Annotated in this window: 18 protein-coding genes; 2 read left to right on the top strand and 16 right to left on the bottom strand. The window is 30.6% G+C overall.

The genetic code is table 11. The features are described 5' to 3' along the window. Nucleotides 1–187 precede the first annotated feature (187 nt). The 4 genes from BN1865_RS00180 to BN1865_RS00165 form a co-directional block, all read right to left on the bottom strand. The gene (locus BN1865_RS00180; protein WP_050635260.1) at nucleotides 188–1351 is read right to left on the bottom strand and encodes a PucR family transcriptional regulator; all 1164 of its coding nucleotides are present in this window, start codon (nucleotides 1349–1351) and stop codon (nucleotides 188–190) included. 319 nt (nucleotides 1352–1670) lie between these two features. Next, nucleotides 1671–2417 (bottom strand): DUF3784 domain-containing protein, encoded by a 747-nt coding sequence (locus tag BN1865_RS18240; RefSeq protein ID WP_050635259.1) that lies wholly within the window; start codon nucleotides 2415–2417, stop codon nucleotides 1671–1673. 24 nt (nucleotides 2418–2441) lie between these two features. Further along, nucleotides 2442–3077, bottom strand: a complete 636-nt coding sequence (locus tag BN1865_RS00170; RefSeq protein ID WP_050635258.1) for a DUF3887 domain-containing protein — start codon at nucleotides 3075–3077, stop codon at nucleotides 2442–2444. Beyond that, nucleotides 3070–3417, bottom strand: coding sequence for a PadR family transcriptional regulator (locus tag BN1865_RS00165; protein WP_050635257.1), 348 nt, complete (start codon nucleotides 3415–3417; stop codon nucleotides 3070–3072). Before BN1865_RS00165 ends, BN1865_RS00170 begins: the two co-directional genes overlap by 8 nt. A gap of 135 nt (nucleotides 3418–3552) precedes the next feature. Here BN1865_RS00165 and BN1865_RS00160 point away from each other — a divergent pair, with 135 nt between their 5' ends. Together BN1865_RS00160 and BN1865_RS00155 are read left to right on the top strand one after the other, a co-directional pair. Next, nucleotides 3553–4170: a sigma factor regulator N-terminal domain-containing protein gene (locus BN1865_RS00160; RefSeq protein ID WP_050635256.1), complete on the top strand. Its 618-nt coding sequence runs from the start codon at nucleotides 3553–3555 to the stop codon at nucleotides 4168–4170. Nucleotides 4171–4342: 172 nt separating this feature from the next. Beyond that, entirely contained in the window at nucleotides 4343–4891 is a 549-nt protein-coding gene (locus tag BN1865_RS00155) for an MntP/YtaF family protein (protein ID WP_050635255.1), read from the top strand. On the opposite strand, the gene BN1865_RS00150 is transcribed toward BN1865_RS00155, so the two are convergent. From BN1865_RS00150 to BN1865_RS00095, 12 genes are all read right to left on the bottom strand, one after another. Beyond that, nucleotides 4881–5978, bottom strand: a complete 1098-nt coding sequence (locus tag BN1865_RS00150; protein WP_050635254.1) for a metallophosphoesterase — start codon at nucleotides 5976–5978, stop codon at nucleotides 4881–4883. The genes BN1865_RS00155 and BN1865_RS00150 overlap by 11 nt on opposite strands. A gap of 23 nt (nucleotides 5979–6001) precedes the next feature. Continuing rightward, complete coding sequence (locus BN1865_RS00145) at nucleotides 6002–7348, bottom strand: MATE family efflux transporter (RefSeq protein ID WP_050635253.1); 1347 nt, start codon at nucleotides 7346–7348, stop codon at nucleotides 6002–6004. Nucleotides 7349–7359: 11 nt separating this feature from the next. Then, entirely contained in the window at nucleotides 7360–7782 is a 423-nt protein-coding gene (locus BN1865_RS00140) for a DUF1893 domain-containing protein (protein ID WP_050635252.1), read from the bottom strand. After that, the gene (locus BN1865_RS00135) at nucleotides 7751–8305 is read right to left on the bottom strand and encodes an ECF transporter S component (RefSeq protein WP_050635251.1); all 555 of its coding nucleotides are present in this window, start codon (nucleotides 8303–8305) and stop codon (nucleotides 7751–7753) included. Before BN1865_RS00135 ends, BN1865_RS00140 begins: the two co-directional genes overlap by 32 nt. 9 nt (nucleotides 8306–8314) lie before the next feature. Then, entirely contained in the window at nucleotides 8315–8677 is a 363-nt protein-coding gene (locus BN1865_RS00130) for a MerR family transcriptional regulator (protein ID WP_050635250.1), read from the bottom strand. Nucleotides 8678–8776: 99 nt separating this feature from the next. Further along, a complete protein-coding gene (locus BN1865_RS00125; RefSeq protein WP_050635249.1) occupies nucleotides 8777–9925 on the bottom strand; it encodes an aldo/keto reductase in 1149 nt (382 codons plus the stop codon). 9 nt (nucleotides 9926–9934) lie between these two features. Further along, a complete protein-coding gene (locus tag BN1865_RS00120; RefSeq protein WP_050635248.1) occupies nucleotides 9935–10945 on the bottom strand; it encodes an aldo/keto reductase in 1011 nt (336 codons plus the stop codon). 137 nt (nucleotides 10946–11082) lie between these two features. Further along, nucleotides 11083–11448, bottom strand: a complete 366-nt coding sequence (locus BN1865_RS00115) for a MerR family transcriptional regulator (protein ID WP_050635247.1) — start codon at nucleotides 11446–11448, stop codon at nucleotides 11083–11085. Then, nucleotides 11426–11803 carry a GIY-YIG nuclease family protein gene (locus tag BN1865_RS00110; RefSeq protein WP_050635246.1) on the bottom strand — a complete coding sequence of 126 codons (378 nt, stop codon included), beginning with the start codon at nucleotides 11801–11803 and terminating at the stop codon, nucleotides 11426–11428. The genes BN1865_RS00115 and BN1865_RS00110 overlap by 23 nt, the downstream gene beginning before the upstream one ends. A 28-nt stretch (nucleotides 11804–11831) precedes the next feature. Further along, nucleotides 11832–13283 (bottom strand): methyltransferase domain-containing protein, encoded by a 1452-nt coding sequence (locus BN1865_RS00105; RefSeq protein WP_050635245.1) that lies wholly within the window; start codon nucleotides 13281–13283, stop codon nucleotides 11832–11834. Nucleotides 13284–13314: 31 nt separating this feature from the next. Beyond that, a complete protein-coding gene (locus BN1865_RS00100; protein WP_232780281.1) occupies nucleotides 13315–14187 on the bottom strand; it encodes a hypothetical protein in 873 nt (290 codons plus the stop codon). 14 nt (nucleotides 14188–14201) lie between these two features. Next, nucleotides 14202–14858 (bottom strand): sporulation protein YunB, encoded by a 657-nt coding sequence (locus tag BN1865_RS00095; protein ID WP_050635243.1) that lies wholly within the window; start codon nucleotides 14856–14858, stop codon nucleotides 14202–14204. Nucleotides 14859–14905 lie beyond the last annotated feature (47 nt).

Raw genomic sequence — 14905 nt, 5'->3', positions numbered from 1 at the left:
TACGATATTGTTATATGGAAATGGGCCGAAGCGTTAGCGTCTACATGTTAGTGTAGTTAAGTCCATTGAAATATAACAATTCCATATCATAATTCTTCTTGACCTTTAACGACTCGCTAAAGGAGGTATATTCCTTTCACTATTGTTCTTATATATATCATATCACTTTTTGTATGTGTTATGAATATTATTTCATCATTCCCATTTTCTTAATATAAAAAGCCATCATGTATGGAAATAAATCTTCATAAGAAGATAATTGATTATGCAAAAGTTCTTTAATTTTATTCAAACGATAATTAATAGTATTACGGTGTGTATAAAGATGTTTAGCCATTGCCTGTGGACTTCCATTATACTCCAAATAATAATAAAGTGTTTTCTCTAATTCTCCATGATGTTTTTGATCATATTGAATCAAAGGATCAAGGAGACGATGATACATATCATATAAAATCTCTTGGTCTTCAATGGAACAGATGATTTGATAGATACCCATATCACGGAAATATAAAATTGGTTGATGAAACTGAGTTGCCAAACGAACAGCACTTAAAGCGCGTTTATAAGCCAATATGACATTTCTAAAATCTTTAAGTGGTGTTCCAACTCCAACATGAATAAAATATTTATTCATTCTTTTTTGAGCACGCTCATACATATTTCTTATCGTTTTATCAAATTCATTTTCATCCAGATTATTGACAATCAATACAAAATAACCATCATACCAAAAGAAGCTATAAGCACAGTCTATTTTTTCAAAATAGAGTTCTATCTGAAATAACATTCTTCTTCTCTCAATTGTATCCCATTGATCTGAATTTTCAATATGAACAAGTAATACCTGAAATGTTCCATCAACATCAAAAGCAGTTGTTAAACCTGCTCTTGAATCTTCAATCAATAGCGGATTCATGAAAACATTTTTAAAATACTTTGATATCTGTCTATCTTCTTTCTCTGAATATAGACATCTCATACTAAAATCCTTAATTAAATCAGCCAAATGAACTTTCCATGGTGTTGTTAATAATGGAAAATCATGTTCATTACAATAATCAATAACATCAGTTGGAATATCAAAAATATATTTCCCAACATTAATAATTAATCCTACACTATGATATTGAATTAATTTTTGTACCAAATTAAGCAATGCCCCATCATCTTGAAAACCCAAACCTGTTGTCACTGCTAATTCTTTTCCCCACAATTGTCTTATAATGGTCGTATCTTCAATCAAATGAACCCAGCTAATGGCATTAGCACAACCTAATTGTCCTGCCAATAGTTTTAAATGATACTGGTTTTCAGTTTGAGCTAAAGCATCTTCAATTGTAAATCCCACGTTTTATCATCCTCTCTTTTCTTTATTATAACACTTTTTGTGCATTGAGCACAAAAAAAGCTTTTATCTTTATATTGATAGACCATTTTATTCTGAAATATATGTTATATAATGGAATTGTATTAAAAAGGGAACAATCAAACAAAGGGAGGTCATATTATGAATGGAACTTATCATTACTATTGTTTAACTCACAACTATAACACTTATCCATCTTGGATACAGAGTGAACGTTATTTTAATTGTGATAGTTTTTCAAAACTTTTCTCTTTCCTATGGAATAAATAATATAATCTATTCAAAAAAAGCAATGTAACTATTAAGAAGTTATATTGCTTTTTTCTATATATGAGTGAATTTGATCATAAATCTTTTTTGTTTCATTTACTGTTTTTTGATTAACAACAACAATCGTTTCATTCACATGGATAACTACATATGTGTGACATTGTTTATATGCATAAAGACGATATGAACCAAATTGACTATTTTTAAACTTACCTGCTTCAATAACAGCATTGCCAATTCCAAATGTTCTTTGACCCGTATCTAGTTTATCAACATATTCAACTGATTTGATATCTTGATATTCAATATCCATTGATTTTGTCATTGTCGCTCCTATTTGAATCATTTGTTCTTGATAATCAATATGAATATCTCCAACAAACATAAGTATGCCAACAACAATAACAACGACAATTCCTATCATTGAACCCCATGTTTCTTTTCTTTTATACCAAGCATGATGAGATTGCTGACTCATTTCAACGATATAATCTTCACTATAGCAAAAGTTCGTCGCAAATGTCATAATAAGAATCCCACTAAGCAGCCCTATCATCATAAACAAAATTCCCTTATCTTCATTCAAAGCAACAGCAAGCATTCCTAATGCAATAAACCCCATTCCTATGCCCATTACACGACATAATTTCTTTTCATTATATTTTGCTTTTTCACTCGCACTCGCGCTATTATATCCAGCAATTAAAAAGCTTCCTTTTCCTAACAAAAAGAGAATTGACATAACAGCAAATAAACCACATAATCCCCATACTAACATATTGATTTTCCTTTCATTCAATCATTATTTCATATAAACACCTGCTATATGACCCGTTTTATCAAAAGTCAATGTATACGTTACACTTCTCTTATCATATAACGCAACAACTTCACCAACAGCCAGGATTTCTTTGTTTTGTGAAACTTCTGCATAATATTGGCTAGTTATTATTTTAAAAGAGCCTAATTCACCTAATTGATTTAATGCATCTTGCCATTTTTCTTTGGTTAATGCTTTTTTCATTTGAGGAACAGACATATCATAGATGTATTGATAGTCATCCATCTTTTGAATTGTTTGAATACTCCACTCTTCTAATTGACTTTCTTGAAATATTCCAGATGTCCCAATTGGATTGGTCTTAGGAATTTGTGAACGTATATAGAAAAAGCCAGCAATCAATACACATACTACACCTATGAATACACTTAAAATAAGTTTTTTATGTGATTTCTTTTTAGTCACACCAAGATTATCATTGAATTCCCAAGCAAGTTCCTGAGGTTCACCCATTCTATGCATAATATCCTCTAAAGATTCTCCCATCTTAAGAGCTGTTTCAAAATCACTTTCTAAATCAGCTTTAATTTTCAGTTTCTGCTGTTTTGAGCATCCTAAATTTTTCATGACTATCTTTATATACTTCTCTTTATTCATAACAATCATCCCCTAACATATCATTTACTGTTTTTGAAAAATTTCCCCACAATAATTTCAATTCTTTTAACACTTCATTTCCCTGCTTTGTAATAACATAGTATTTTCTAGAGACTTCCTTATCTTTAGGTTCACTCCATTCACTTTTTACAAGTTCATCATCTTCTAAACGATAAAGAATAGGATAAAGTGTTCCTTCTTTCATTTCAAACAAACCTTGACTCTTTTCTTTCATCTCTACAATCAGCTGATATCCATACATTCTTTTTTGAGATAGCAGCTGCAATACCAAAATCTCTAAAACCCCTTTTTTCAATTGCCGTTCATATTTCACATTCATTTTTTCACTTCATTTCTATTTAGTATTACTAAGTATATTCTAATACTAATATAACAAATAATCAATAGTCATATGAAAATAATTATTTCATACTCAAGACACAAAAACGTGGAATAATAAAAAAGGGTGATATATATGAGTCAAAAAAGATTTACATTTGATGATGACAATGAAGAAACCATTCAAAGAGATTATACTCAATCTCAAATAGAACAGTATGAATCTATTAAAAATGCAAAAGAAGAAACTATTAAACAACAAAAATCAAAAATGATGAATAAACAAAATTTATCTAAAAAGAATTTAGAACCTTCAACTGATCAACCAGAAACAATTTCAAGTCCATCTCCACAAAAACAACGTCAAAAAACAAAGACGAAAACAAAAATTAAGAAAAAAGTCAAAAAGAAAGTCAAAACAAAACGTCCTCAAAAAATAGTGAAAGAAAAGAAAAAACGTTCTTGGTTTTCAACTCTTCTTTTATTGATAATCAGTCTTTTTATAATGATTGGAATCTGTGTAGGTGGATACATTGCATATGATTATTATACAAAACAACAAAATGAAATTAATGATCTTAAACAACAAATTCAAGAAAACCAATCAGAAACACAAACGCCTCAATCAAGCACTCCAGCGCAATCTGAAAGTGATTCTCCTAAGACTGAGCAACCTGAAAATGACAATACCAATCAGGATGAATCTCCATCCAATACAACCCCTCCTGTACAGGAAAATAATCCTGATCAATAAACAATACCATTATTATAACTCATAATGAGTTTATATAGACAAAAAACAAAGATACATATCACATGCATCTTTATTTTTTTAGTAATAAGATATTTATCCTGATGCTATTAAAATATAAGAGCAATTGATAGCACAATTTATTTTTTGTCATATCATAAAGAGAGGTGACTTTATGCATTTTTTCTCTGTTATTTTTTTAACCTTTTCTGCTAATATTGATTGCTTATTACTAGGTTTATCTTATAGTATGAAAAATATTCGTATATCTTTTTATCAAAATCTATTCATTGCATTGTTAACAACCCTAGGAACATTTTTATCTATGAAATTAGGACATTATATTCTCTCTTTTATTTCTGTAGATACAGCTAATCATATCGGTGCTCTGTTTATGATCCTGATAGGAATGATTATGTTATTTCAAAAACCAAATAGTTCTGAATCATTATTCATAATCAAAACTCATAATCTATCTTGGAAAGAAACTGGTTTATTAGGTATGACTCTTTCTATTAATAACATTGGTTTAAGTCTAGGCGCAAGTATAACAGGCCTTCCTTATGCATCAACATGTTTACTTACCTTTTTTATTTCATTATTTTTTATCGCAATATCTCAAGCCTTAAGACAATCATTGTTATTAAATAAAATTCAATCATTTGCTCCATTATTATCAAGTCTTATGATTCTTTTGTTAGGACTCTATGAATTTATTGTTTAACCACATCAACAATCACATATTCAGAATGTGACCCTGTTCGTAATGGATAACCCCATCCAGCAATACCAGATGAAACAATGACTTGCATATAATCCATTTGACGATAACCATAGTTCATTTCACCAAATCCTAAAATATCACTTATCAATCCAACTGGAAACATTTGACCACCATGAGTATGTCCAGATAACTGAAGAGCACATTTCAATTGATCATTAATTTTTAAATCAACTGGCTGATGATCAAGCATCACTACAAAATCATCATGATGAACATCACTTAAAAGTATTTGAGAACTCTGTCTTTGTCCTAATCCACGATCATTTCTTCCAACAATTGTCAAATCATCTTGAATTCGCAACGATGTATCTAAAAGAATTTGAATATCATTATCTTCAATTGCCTGTTGAAGTTGTTCTAAAGAAAAAGGTGGTTGGTCTAAATATCGTGCCTGATCATGATTACCATAAACATAATAGATGCCAAATTGATTATCGATCTGACTAAGACAAGAAAAAGCATCTAACATTTCCTGATAAGTTGAGCGCTCATCAACAATATCACCACCCAATAAAACAATATCAGGTTTTAAATCAGATATTTTTTGACAATACTCCTGAAGTTCTTTTTTATTCATAGTATTACCAAAATGAAGATCAGTGATGAGTGCCAAACGATAATCTTGTTTTATGTTTTTATGTGTTGTCACAGTATAATCAACCTGATGAACATTCTTCATATTCCAATAACCGTATCCTAAAACAATAAATAAACATAATAAAGGAATCAATCCTAACTGATAAATAGCCATTAAGATCTTTTGATGAACAATATATTTTCCACATGCCCATACAACAAAATCAGTCATGAGTCCAAATGCAAAGAGATGTAAAACAATCACCGCCCAAAATCCAAAAATATGGGTTGCTGGAGTGACAAATAAAATAGTAACAATCACAAGTATAACTTTTATCCATAGTGATAAATCAGTTATAAAGAAAAGTAATATATGTTTAAAGAAAAAATAGAAATAAAAACCTAATGGAAATATAAGGAACAGGGGTAAAACAAAAAATAATCGATTCATTTTTTTCCTCCTTGTCTTATTATTTATTGAGGATCATCAGATTTTATATAAGGATTATGATAAAATGACCATGCCAATTGTAAAGTCATGCAACACCAAATCACTGGCTCACATATAATAACACCCAAATATCCTAATATCGGAATAAATAAAATGACAAATATAATCTTTCCAAAACATTCAATAACACTCGATACCAAAGGAATAATCTTCATTCCTAATCCTTGAAGTGAATTTCTTAAATTCAGTAAAATACCTAAAACTGCATAGAACGGCGCATTGATTCTCAAATACAATGTTCCATTATCAATAACGGTTGGTTCACTAGAACCAGATAATAACTTCACTAAGAATGGGGCTGCAAACCACAAAATCACAGTAATAATGACACCCCATCCAATCGCAATCAAATGTCCATATTTAACACCTTCACGTATACGTGAAATCTGATTTGCACCTTTATTTTGTGATACAAATGTTGCTAATGCTAAACCAATTGTTCCAGAAGGCATCATACAAAAAGAATTTAATTTACGGGCAGTTGTATGTCCAGCAATAACCAAATAGCCTAATTTATTAATTGAACTTTGGAGTATAACTGTTCCAGCAGAAACAATACACATCATAAAGCCCATTGAAAAACCTTGACCTGCCAATTCTTTATAGAGTGCTATATCAATTTGGAAATGCTGACGTTTAGGAATCAAAATTGGACATTTTTTATAAATATAAAAGATACATAATAATGATGAAATTCCTTGTGCAATAACAGTTGCAACTGCTGCACCTTGAATTCCCATTTGATAACGAGTAATAAATAATAAATCTAATATAATATTAATGAGAGATGATATAATTAAAAAAACTAATGGCATAACACTATTACCAATTGCTCTTAATAATCCTGCACAAAGATTATAAGCAAACATAACCCCAACAAACATTGTAATAATGATAATATAAGAATAAGATTCATCTATAATTTCAACTGGTGTCTTTAACAGTTCTAATAACGGATATAAAAACACAAATGATATCAACATAATCATCAGTGTTAATATCACTCCAATAACCAGTGAACCTGCGACAGATTTTTTTAATAAATCTTCATCATGTGCACCATAACTTCTGGCAGTGACAATAGATAAACCATTCCCAACACCTAATGCAAAACCTATAAGCAGCTCATACACAGCAGCGCAGGCTCCAATTGCTGCTAAAGATGTATCACCTAACACATTACCAACAATCATTGTATCCATTGTATTATAAAGTTGTTGAAAAATATTTGAAATTAATATTGGTATAGCAAAAATAAGTAATGACTTTAAGATATGATCTTTCAATAAATCTGTTTTGAAATGAAACATAGACTTCTCCTTTACTGATTGAATAAAGCTTGTTGTTTAGCAACTAAAGCAATAAAGGCCTCATGAAGATCTGATAACTGGGCAACAGTCATTTCCATTGGACACATTCCTGTATGGTCTCTATTTTCAATATAATCAACTATTTTTTCATAATCATAATCAATATGATATTGATCTAAAATATCTTTTGCTTTTTGACTTAATATATACGCATAAATATATCTCACTTCTGATAAAACTAATAACATGGCTGTTGCTTTTCCGATTACTTTATCAACCACTATTGCATCTTTAAAGAAATTCTGCTGTTCTTTCATTGGATTAAGTATTGGCGCAATCCCACGCTGATAAGAAACATAAAGTTCCCCATTCCTATCTGCAATTAATGTGTAATCTTCTGATTTAAGCTTTTTTTGCAATTCTTTCAGGTTCATGAAAATATCCTCCTTTATCAATCATTGTCACAATCAATGGTACAAAAATAAATTGGAGAATCATTCCAGGAACACCTGTCATTGTAGCCATTATAACAGCCTCAATTCCGCCAAGTGGCATTTGAAATAAATAAGTTGCTATTGCAATAACAATACCATAGACAACTCTTCCAGCTAACATCGCTATTAATAAAGCTAACAGTGACCCCCATCTTTTTTTAGAAAAATGAAATTGATGGAATAATAAACCACTTATCATTCCATATGTTGCCAATTCACACATCATAAAAAGAACTCTTTGTGCTGTTGGCATACCTGTTACTACAAAACTTGTTAAAGGTGCGAAGATACCTAAAAATAACCCATAAATAGGTCCTAACAACATTCCTCCAATAAAAATAGGAATATGCATTGGTAAAAATATTGAGCCTGCCTGCTGCATACCAATCAGGTGAAAAACTTGTGGTAAAAGCAATGATATAGCTAGGCACATTGCACCAAATGTTATCTTTCTTGTTTTCATATAGCCTCCTTAAATATGTTTATTTAATAATTCTTCATCATTTTCAATTTTATGATTTAATTGTTCAATAGACTTTTGTATACATGCTTTTTTCTCAATAAAATGATCTCTTTGTGAAATTAAAAGATTTCTTCTTTCTTCTCTTGTTTTATCACCTTGATTATATAAGGCAATATATTCTTGTAAAACATGAATACTTAATCCTGCCTCACGCATGCATTTGAGAAACTTCAAGCGTTGAATGTCCTTATCCCGATAATCTCGATTGCCACATTTATCTTTAAGTATGGGACCCAATAATCCGATTTTTTCATAATAGCGTAAGGTATCTTGGCTAATCTTGAACTGCAAACTCACTTCATTAATTTTCATTCCATTCACCTTCTCTGATTGTTTCTTATCTATCAGCATCATTTTGAATTATAACCATCAAAAGCAAGAATATTATCTTGCTTTTGTCAATATTCTATCTTATTTTCCAAATATTTCAACTGCTTTTTTAAGTTTAGAAATAATCTCTACCTGAAAAGGACAATTACGCATACACATACCACATTCAATACACTCACTGGCATGATGTGATAATGCCTCATAATGTTCTCTCACTGTTTCTGGGACGCTCTTTTGAGCAATACATAAATCAGTAAATTTATTAACACTTGCAACATCAATACCTTTTACACAAGGTGCACAATGTCCACAATAGACACAATTACCAATAAAGCTATGTTTTGGTATACAAGATAAAACAGGAGCATAATCCCTTTCTTGAGGAGACGCTGTACAATAACTCACAGAAGCCTTTAATTCGGCAATATTATGTGCTCCAGCCATAACTGAAACAACTCCTGGACGCGTTAAACAATAATGAATACACTGTTGTGGCGTCATCGCAACCCCAAATGGTGAAAGATTAGCATCCAACAAATCACCACCACCAAATGCTTTCATAACAGTAATAGCAATATTATCTTTTTCACAGAGTTCATAAAGGGCCTGACGATCTGGATCAATATTGGTTAATGGTTTTTCATAATTTTCATCAGCCCATAAATCATCTACATTTTCACTTGCTGGCTGCATGTCATAACAAGGATTAATAGAAAACAACAAAACATCAATCAAACCTGTTTGAATAGCTTTCATCGCAATCACTGGATTATGTGAACTGAGTCCAATGAAATGAATTTTTCCCTGTTTTTTTAATTCTTGTGCATAGGCTATCACTTCACCTTGAAAAACCTCTTGAAAATCTTTTTCACCATCAACATAATGAATCATCCCTATATCAATATAATCAGTTTGTAAACGTGTCAATAAATCCTCAAATCCAGCCTTGACTTCACTCATTTTACGAGTACGTAAATACTGATCATTTTTCCATACTGAACATAAATGTCCTTCAATAATCCAATCCTTACGTTGTCCTTTGATTGCTTTTCCAAAAGCACTTCTTGCAGTGGGATTAGAAGAATAAAAATCAATAAAATTGACTCCTAGCTGATGAGCCTCATCAACAAAACGTTTAACCTCTTCATCACTTTTTTCCATCAATCCTTCACAACCAATAGAAACTTCACTCACTTCTATGTTGCTTCGACCTAATTTTCTATATTTCATTTTTTTCTCCTATTTTAAAAATGTTTGATAATCTTCATAATTTTTTTGTAATAATTCTGGTGTATTCAATTCATATGGACAATGTCGCATACATTGACCACAATGTATACAATTTTCTATCTTTTTCATTTCAGCCTGCCATTTTTCAGATAACCATCCGGCTGCTGGTGCTCTTCTTAACATTAAAGACATACGTGCACATTGATTAATAATAATCCCTTGAGGACAAGGCATACAATAACCACAGCCACGACAGAAATGACCTGCCAACTCTTTTTGGTCATGTGCAATAATAGCCTTGATTTCATCATTCATTACAGGTGGTTGATCCTGATAGCTAATAAATTCATCCAATTCACTTTCTTTTTGAATTCCCCAAATAGGCAATGCATTCGCATATTCATTGATATATGCATAAGCTGCATCACTACGTGAAATCAATCCTCCTGATAAAGCTTTCATACAAATAAAACCAATATCCTTTTCCTCGCATAAGCGAACCAATGCTTCTTCCTTTTCACTTGCCAAGTAACTAAATGGGAACTGCAAAGTATCATAGAGTCCTGACTCTAATGCTTCTTTTGCAACATTGATTCCATGATTGGTAATCCCAATAAAATGAATCTTCCCTTGTTGTTTAGCATCTAACATGGCTTCATACAAACCTGTTCCATCATTAGGTTTTGGACAAAAAGAGGGATTATGGAACTGATAAATATCAATATAATCCGTTTTCAGCATTTTTAAACTCATATCAAGATCTTTCCAAAAATCTTCAACAGTCGTTGCCATTGTCTTTGTTGAAATATAAATATTCTCCCTAACATCACTCAATGCATGACCAATCTTTTCTTCACTATCGCTATATGCTCTTGCAGAATCAAAAAAGCGAATACCATGTGCATAGGCTTTTTTTAAAATAATATCTGCTTCTTCCATTGAAACACGCTGGACTGGTAAAGCCCCAAAACCATTCTTATTCACAACAATACCAGTTCTTCCTAACCTGACTTCATTCATATCTATTCATCTCCTATATGTCATTATCATAGCACTTAGAGTTAACTCCATGTCAAGAACTATCTTTTTTCATATTATTTTAAAGTATCTATTTAAGCAGAAACAAAAACTCTTATCTATTGATAAGAGCCCCCTATTTATGATATCTTTTTTCCAATTTTTTCATCATATGTATCAATTTTATGATTTAAATGATCAAGTGTATCTTGCAGTTCCTGCATCTTTGCTAAAATTTCAGCACGCTGCTGAAGTAGAATTTCTTTACGTTGTCCTATCGTTTCATCCCCCTGATCAGATAATTCTAAATATTTTGTTAACATACCAATACTTAGCCCAGACAATCGCATACAACGTAAAAATTCAATTCTTTTCAAATCTGCTTCCTGATAATCCCTGACTCCACTCGCATTCCGTTTGACTGGATCTATTAAGCCAATTTTTTCATAGTAACGGAGTGTATCTGCTGTCATATGAAATTTTTCACTTACTTCTTTTATCGTCATCTTTCTCATCTCCTATTCTCATATTATCATAATCATTATCAAATGCATATATATCTCGACAATAATCTTCAATTCTCAATTGTTTATTCAAATATTTTTTTAGGTTAATATTGTTTTCAATAATCATTTCTTTTTGTTTTTTAGACAACTTTTTTAGCCAGTATTCTAATTGTGAAGCTTGTTTACGATTGTTGCATACCCAAAATGCTTCTAGTTGCTTAATCGGATGACTTCTTGTATATTTTGCAGCTTTTGGACTTTGATTAAGATGTTCTTGTAATCTTCTTTTTAAATTGGTTGTTATTCCTGTATACAAACTTTCATCTGAACATCTTATCATATAAACATAGTACATTGAGCTAAAAATAACCTACATGTGTAGGTTATTTGACTTTCATAATAAAGAAATAAAACATATTTTTACCTCTTGGTATTTCATAATGTTCTATTAGATTAAGATAACCTTCTTGTAATCTTAAATTCTTTCTCACTAAAGAAATTTCACTTGTATACAAGAAAACATATCCACCAGGCTTGACAAGACGTTTAATTCTGTCAAAAAAACGATCATAGACATCTCGCAATTGAATTTCATCATTCATTTGTGCAAAAGTAGGCATATCTGTAATAATTTCATCAAACATTTCATTATTGACAAAACGCAATGCATCTTTATGCACATAATAAATAGTTTGTCCTGCTAATTTGGTATTTTTTCTCGCTGCTTCAATACCATCACCATAAATATCAATCCCCATTGAGAATTTAGATGGCTTCACAAAGTTTTTTTCAATCAATAAAGTTCCTGTTCCTACAAAAGGATCCAAAACTTTTCCATCATCTTTCATATAAGGTTTTGCTAATTGAACAAGTGTAGCAGCTACATATGGCTGCATAGATGTGGCAATGACTTCTCTTCGATAATGAAAACGTGGACTTTGTAAATGAGTCAGTTTTAAATACGCATTGACTTGATCTTTACGCACTTCTTTTAAAACAATCTCAATATCATAATTTTCTGTAGTATTTAATAATTTATGTGGATACATCTGGAAAATCTGTTCTGATACCTTTTTAATTAAACCAGGATCCTTATGCCTTAATGAATCAACAACTCGGAAATAAAACAATGACTGATCATCATAAAGAATATCAAGAATTTCACAGATATTACAATTTTTTAATCCCTCACTCATACTCTCTAATGAAATACTCATTTTGGTTGCCCTACGTAATGGAATAAGTATTTCCTTATAAGTTCTGATATTTAATAAATCATAAATAGAATCTGTTCGAACAAGCACACCTTGTGTAACAGGTTTATATTTCAAATGCAAAACAGATTCAAATAAAACAAACTGATAATAAGGAAGAGAGGTAAGAATAACATCAACTGGTTCATGTTTTAATTTAATGATTTTCTTCTTATGCACTTGATTTTTCAAAATTAAAGGATTCAGTATTTTTAATTGTGCCTGAATATGTTTGACTTCTGTATCCTCAAAATTCAATAATTGTTTTTGAATATCCTTTAAATCATCAAGATAATGATGACAATCCTGCATACTTATCCCTTTTAAATAAGCATCTTTGACATATTCTGTTTTTTCCTGTTGATAAGCATTTAATAAAATATCTATAGTATTATCATAATGACCCAATAAAATAGCACTGTTTTTACGTACTTTTGGATCCTCATGATTCAATAAAGCAATTAATTTTTCTTTGAGTTCGTGATCACTTTTCAAAAGCAACTCTTCATCAGATAAAGTTTTCAATCCAATTAAAGATTCTCTAATTCTTTCATTATTTTTAATATTACTTACAAAATCCATACATACTTCCCTTTCAACTAATTACTTATCATTATACCATATTTTCGTCATTTATCCAACTTATTTTGGGAAGTGTCACATAAAACGATAAAATTCTTAACATTTCCTGATACATGAGTCTTTCTTCATGAAGATGAAAATAAAAATTTTGAATCATTTCTGGAGTCACTTTATCATTTAATATCAGATCAAAGAAATGAGACGGATATAAAATTCTTGCATATAAATAAATAATTTCATAAACATCATAATACTGACTCTCTAACAGTTCTGAAATATTTTCATATGTCAACAATTGGCTCCTGAGTAGACAGACAATCTGACGTGCTCTGGTTGAAACTGTATAATAACAGGGATTAACAATTTCATGAACATAGTTTTGAATAGGGTGTGATAAAGAAAGTGACATAGAGAGTGCTGCATTTTGGTCAATTCTTAAAATTTCATTTAAGACATTAATACTATTTTCTCCAATACCACAATAATAGTAAATCAAAGAAATTGTATCTTGATCATGTTTAAAACTATATGCATAATCTTTCACTTTCTCTCTTACACAATCAATCTTATGAATCCATTGTTCTTTAATATCAATGACTTTCATCTTAGGGATAGGAAATGGCTGTAAGCAGTTTTGTAGATAATTAGAAAAATCAAAAGGACTTGTATGATATATCAAAAGAATATAATTTTGTGAAACAATATCCTGATTATGATTCTTCACCAATGTAAAACCTTGAGTGCCACATTGATGCATCATATAACGATAATAACGATAGACAGTCATAAAGCTTGCGATATCATAAATATAACAAAAATAATACAATTCACCTTGATAACGAAAATAACCTGTCTCTTCAATAGAGACATTAATGCCATAATACATCTTTAAAATATGAGACATAAACATTCTTCTTTCTAATGTGAATAAACGAGAGGAACTTGTCCTTGGAATATTTCTAATAAAACAGGAATTTTTATGGAATGCGTATGATATTGTAAAAAGAATGGGTATATCATCGTTAAATCCATTTTAACTTCAATAGATAATTCAACCATGACATGATTAACCCCATAATTTTCAATATTTTTGATAATGGAACTTCCAACACTGGATAAATGCTTATAGCGCACAGGGATAGATGGTGAAAGAAATGAAAAGGCTGGTAGATTTAATAATGTTGCTATTGGGATCTGTGAAATAATACCACTACGACTAACAGCTTGAAGCCTTCTTTGATAATAGCTATCATCACTTGCCAGATATGTGCCTTCTTCTAAAGCTGCATATGTTTGTTCAATATCCATCACTATAGCTGTTGCTAATTCATTAACTTTAACCATATCAAAATCAAGCAGTTCTATTTCATTATCTTCGCCTCGCTCTATAATGACCAAATTCTTATACTGAGAATCACTTGTAAAATAACAATGCGAGATAATCAATTGATTAAATCTTTCTACTTCCATTTTTCCATATTCTTTTAAAGTTGGAATCAACTTTAGATAAACCCCTGTCATAGAAGCCATGATAATGATTAAAAGTACTAATGTTGTTATAATCCATTTTTTCATCCTATTTCACCAAAACATTATATGTCTCGACAAAAGAAAAAATGCCT

It is taken from the genome of Candidatus Stoquefichus sp. SB1 (assembly GCF_001244545.1).
Taxonomy (GTDB): domain Bacteria; phylum Bacillota_I; class Bacilli_A; order Erysipelotrichales; family Coprobacillaceae; genus Stoquefichus.
This window is presented reverse-complemented; position numbering and strand designations above follow the sequence as displayed.

Bases quoted from the DNA above. Each gene is read 5' to 3' on its own strand.
- BN1865_RS18240 (WP_050635259.1), bottom strand. From the start codon at position 2,417: ATGTTAGTATGGGGATTATGTGGTTTATTTGCTGTTATGTCAATTCTC.
- BN1865_RS00170 (WP_050635258.1), bottom strand. From the start codon at position 3,077: ATGAATAAAGAGAAGTATATAAAGATAGTCATGAAAAATTTAGGATGC.
- BN1865_RS00165 (WP_050635257.1), bottom strand. From the start codon at position 3,417: ATGAATGTGAAATATGAACGGCAATTGAAAAAAGGGGTTTTAGAGATT.
- BN1865_RS00160 (WP_050635256.1), top strand. From the start codon at position 3,553: ATGAGTCAAAAAAGATTTACATTTGATGATGACAATGAAGAAACCATT.
- BN1865_RS00155 (WP_050635255.1), top strand. From the start codon at position 4,343: ATGCATTTTTTCTCTGTTATTTTTTTAACCTTTTCTGCTAATATTGAT.
- BN1865_RS00150 (WP_050635254.1), bottom strand. From the start codon at position 5,978: ATGAATCGATTATTTTTTGTTTTACCCCTGTTCCTTATATTTCCATTA.
- BN1865_RS00145 (WP_050635253.1), bottom strand. From the start codon at position 7,348: ATGTTTCATTTCAAAACAGATTTATTGAAAGATCATATCTTAAAGTCA.
- BN1865_RS00140 (WP_050635252.1), bottom strand. From the start codon at position 7,782: ATGAACCTGAAAGAATTGCAAAAAAAGCTTAAATCAGAAGATTACACA.
- BN1865_RS00135 (WP_050635251.1), bottom strand. From the start codon at position 8,305: ATGAAAACAAGAAAGATAACATTTGGTGCAATGTGCCTAGCTATATCA.
- BN1865_RS00130 (WP_050635250.1), bottom strand. From the start codon at position 8,677: ATGAAAATTAATGAAGTGAGTTTGCAGTTCAAGATTAGCCAAGATACC.
- BN1865_RS00125 (WP_050635249.1), bottom strand. From the start codon at position 9,925: ATGAAATATAGAAAATTAGGTCGAAGCAACATAGAAGTGAGTGAAGTT.
- BN1865_RS00120 (WP_050635248.1), bottom strand. From the start codon at position 10,945: ATGAATGAAGTCAGGTTAGGAAGAACTGGTATTGTTGTGAATAAGAAT.
- BN1865_RS00115 (WP_050635247.1), bottom strand. From the start codon at position 11,448: ATGACGATAAAAGAAGTAAGTGAAAAATTTCATATGACAGCAGATACA.
- BN1865_RS00110 (WP_050635246.1), bottom strand. From the start codon at position 11,803: ATGTACTATGTTTATATGATAAGATGTTCAGATGAAAGTTTGTATACA.
- BN1865_RS00105 (WP_050635245.1), bottom strand. From the start codon at position 13,283: ATGGATTTTGTAAGTAATATTAAAAATAATGAAAGAATTAGAGAATCT.
- BN1865_RS00100 (WP_232780281.1), bottom strand. From the start codon at position 14,187: ATGTCTCATATTTTAAAGATGTATTATGGCATTAATGTCTCTATTGAA.
- BN1865_RS00095 (WP_050635243.1), bottom strand. From the start codon at position 14,858: ATGAAAAAATGGATTATAACAACATTAGTACTTTTAATCATTATCATG.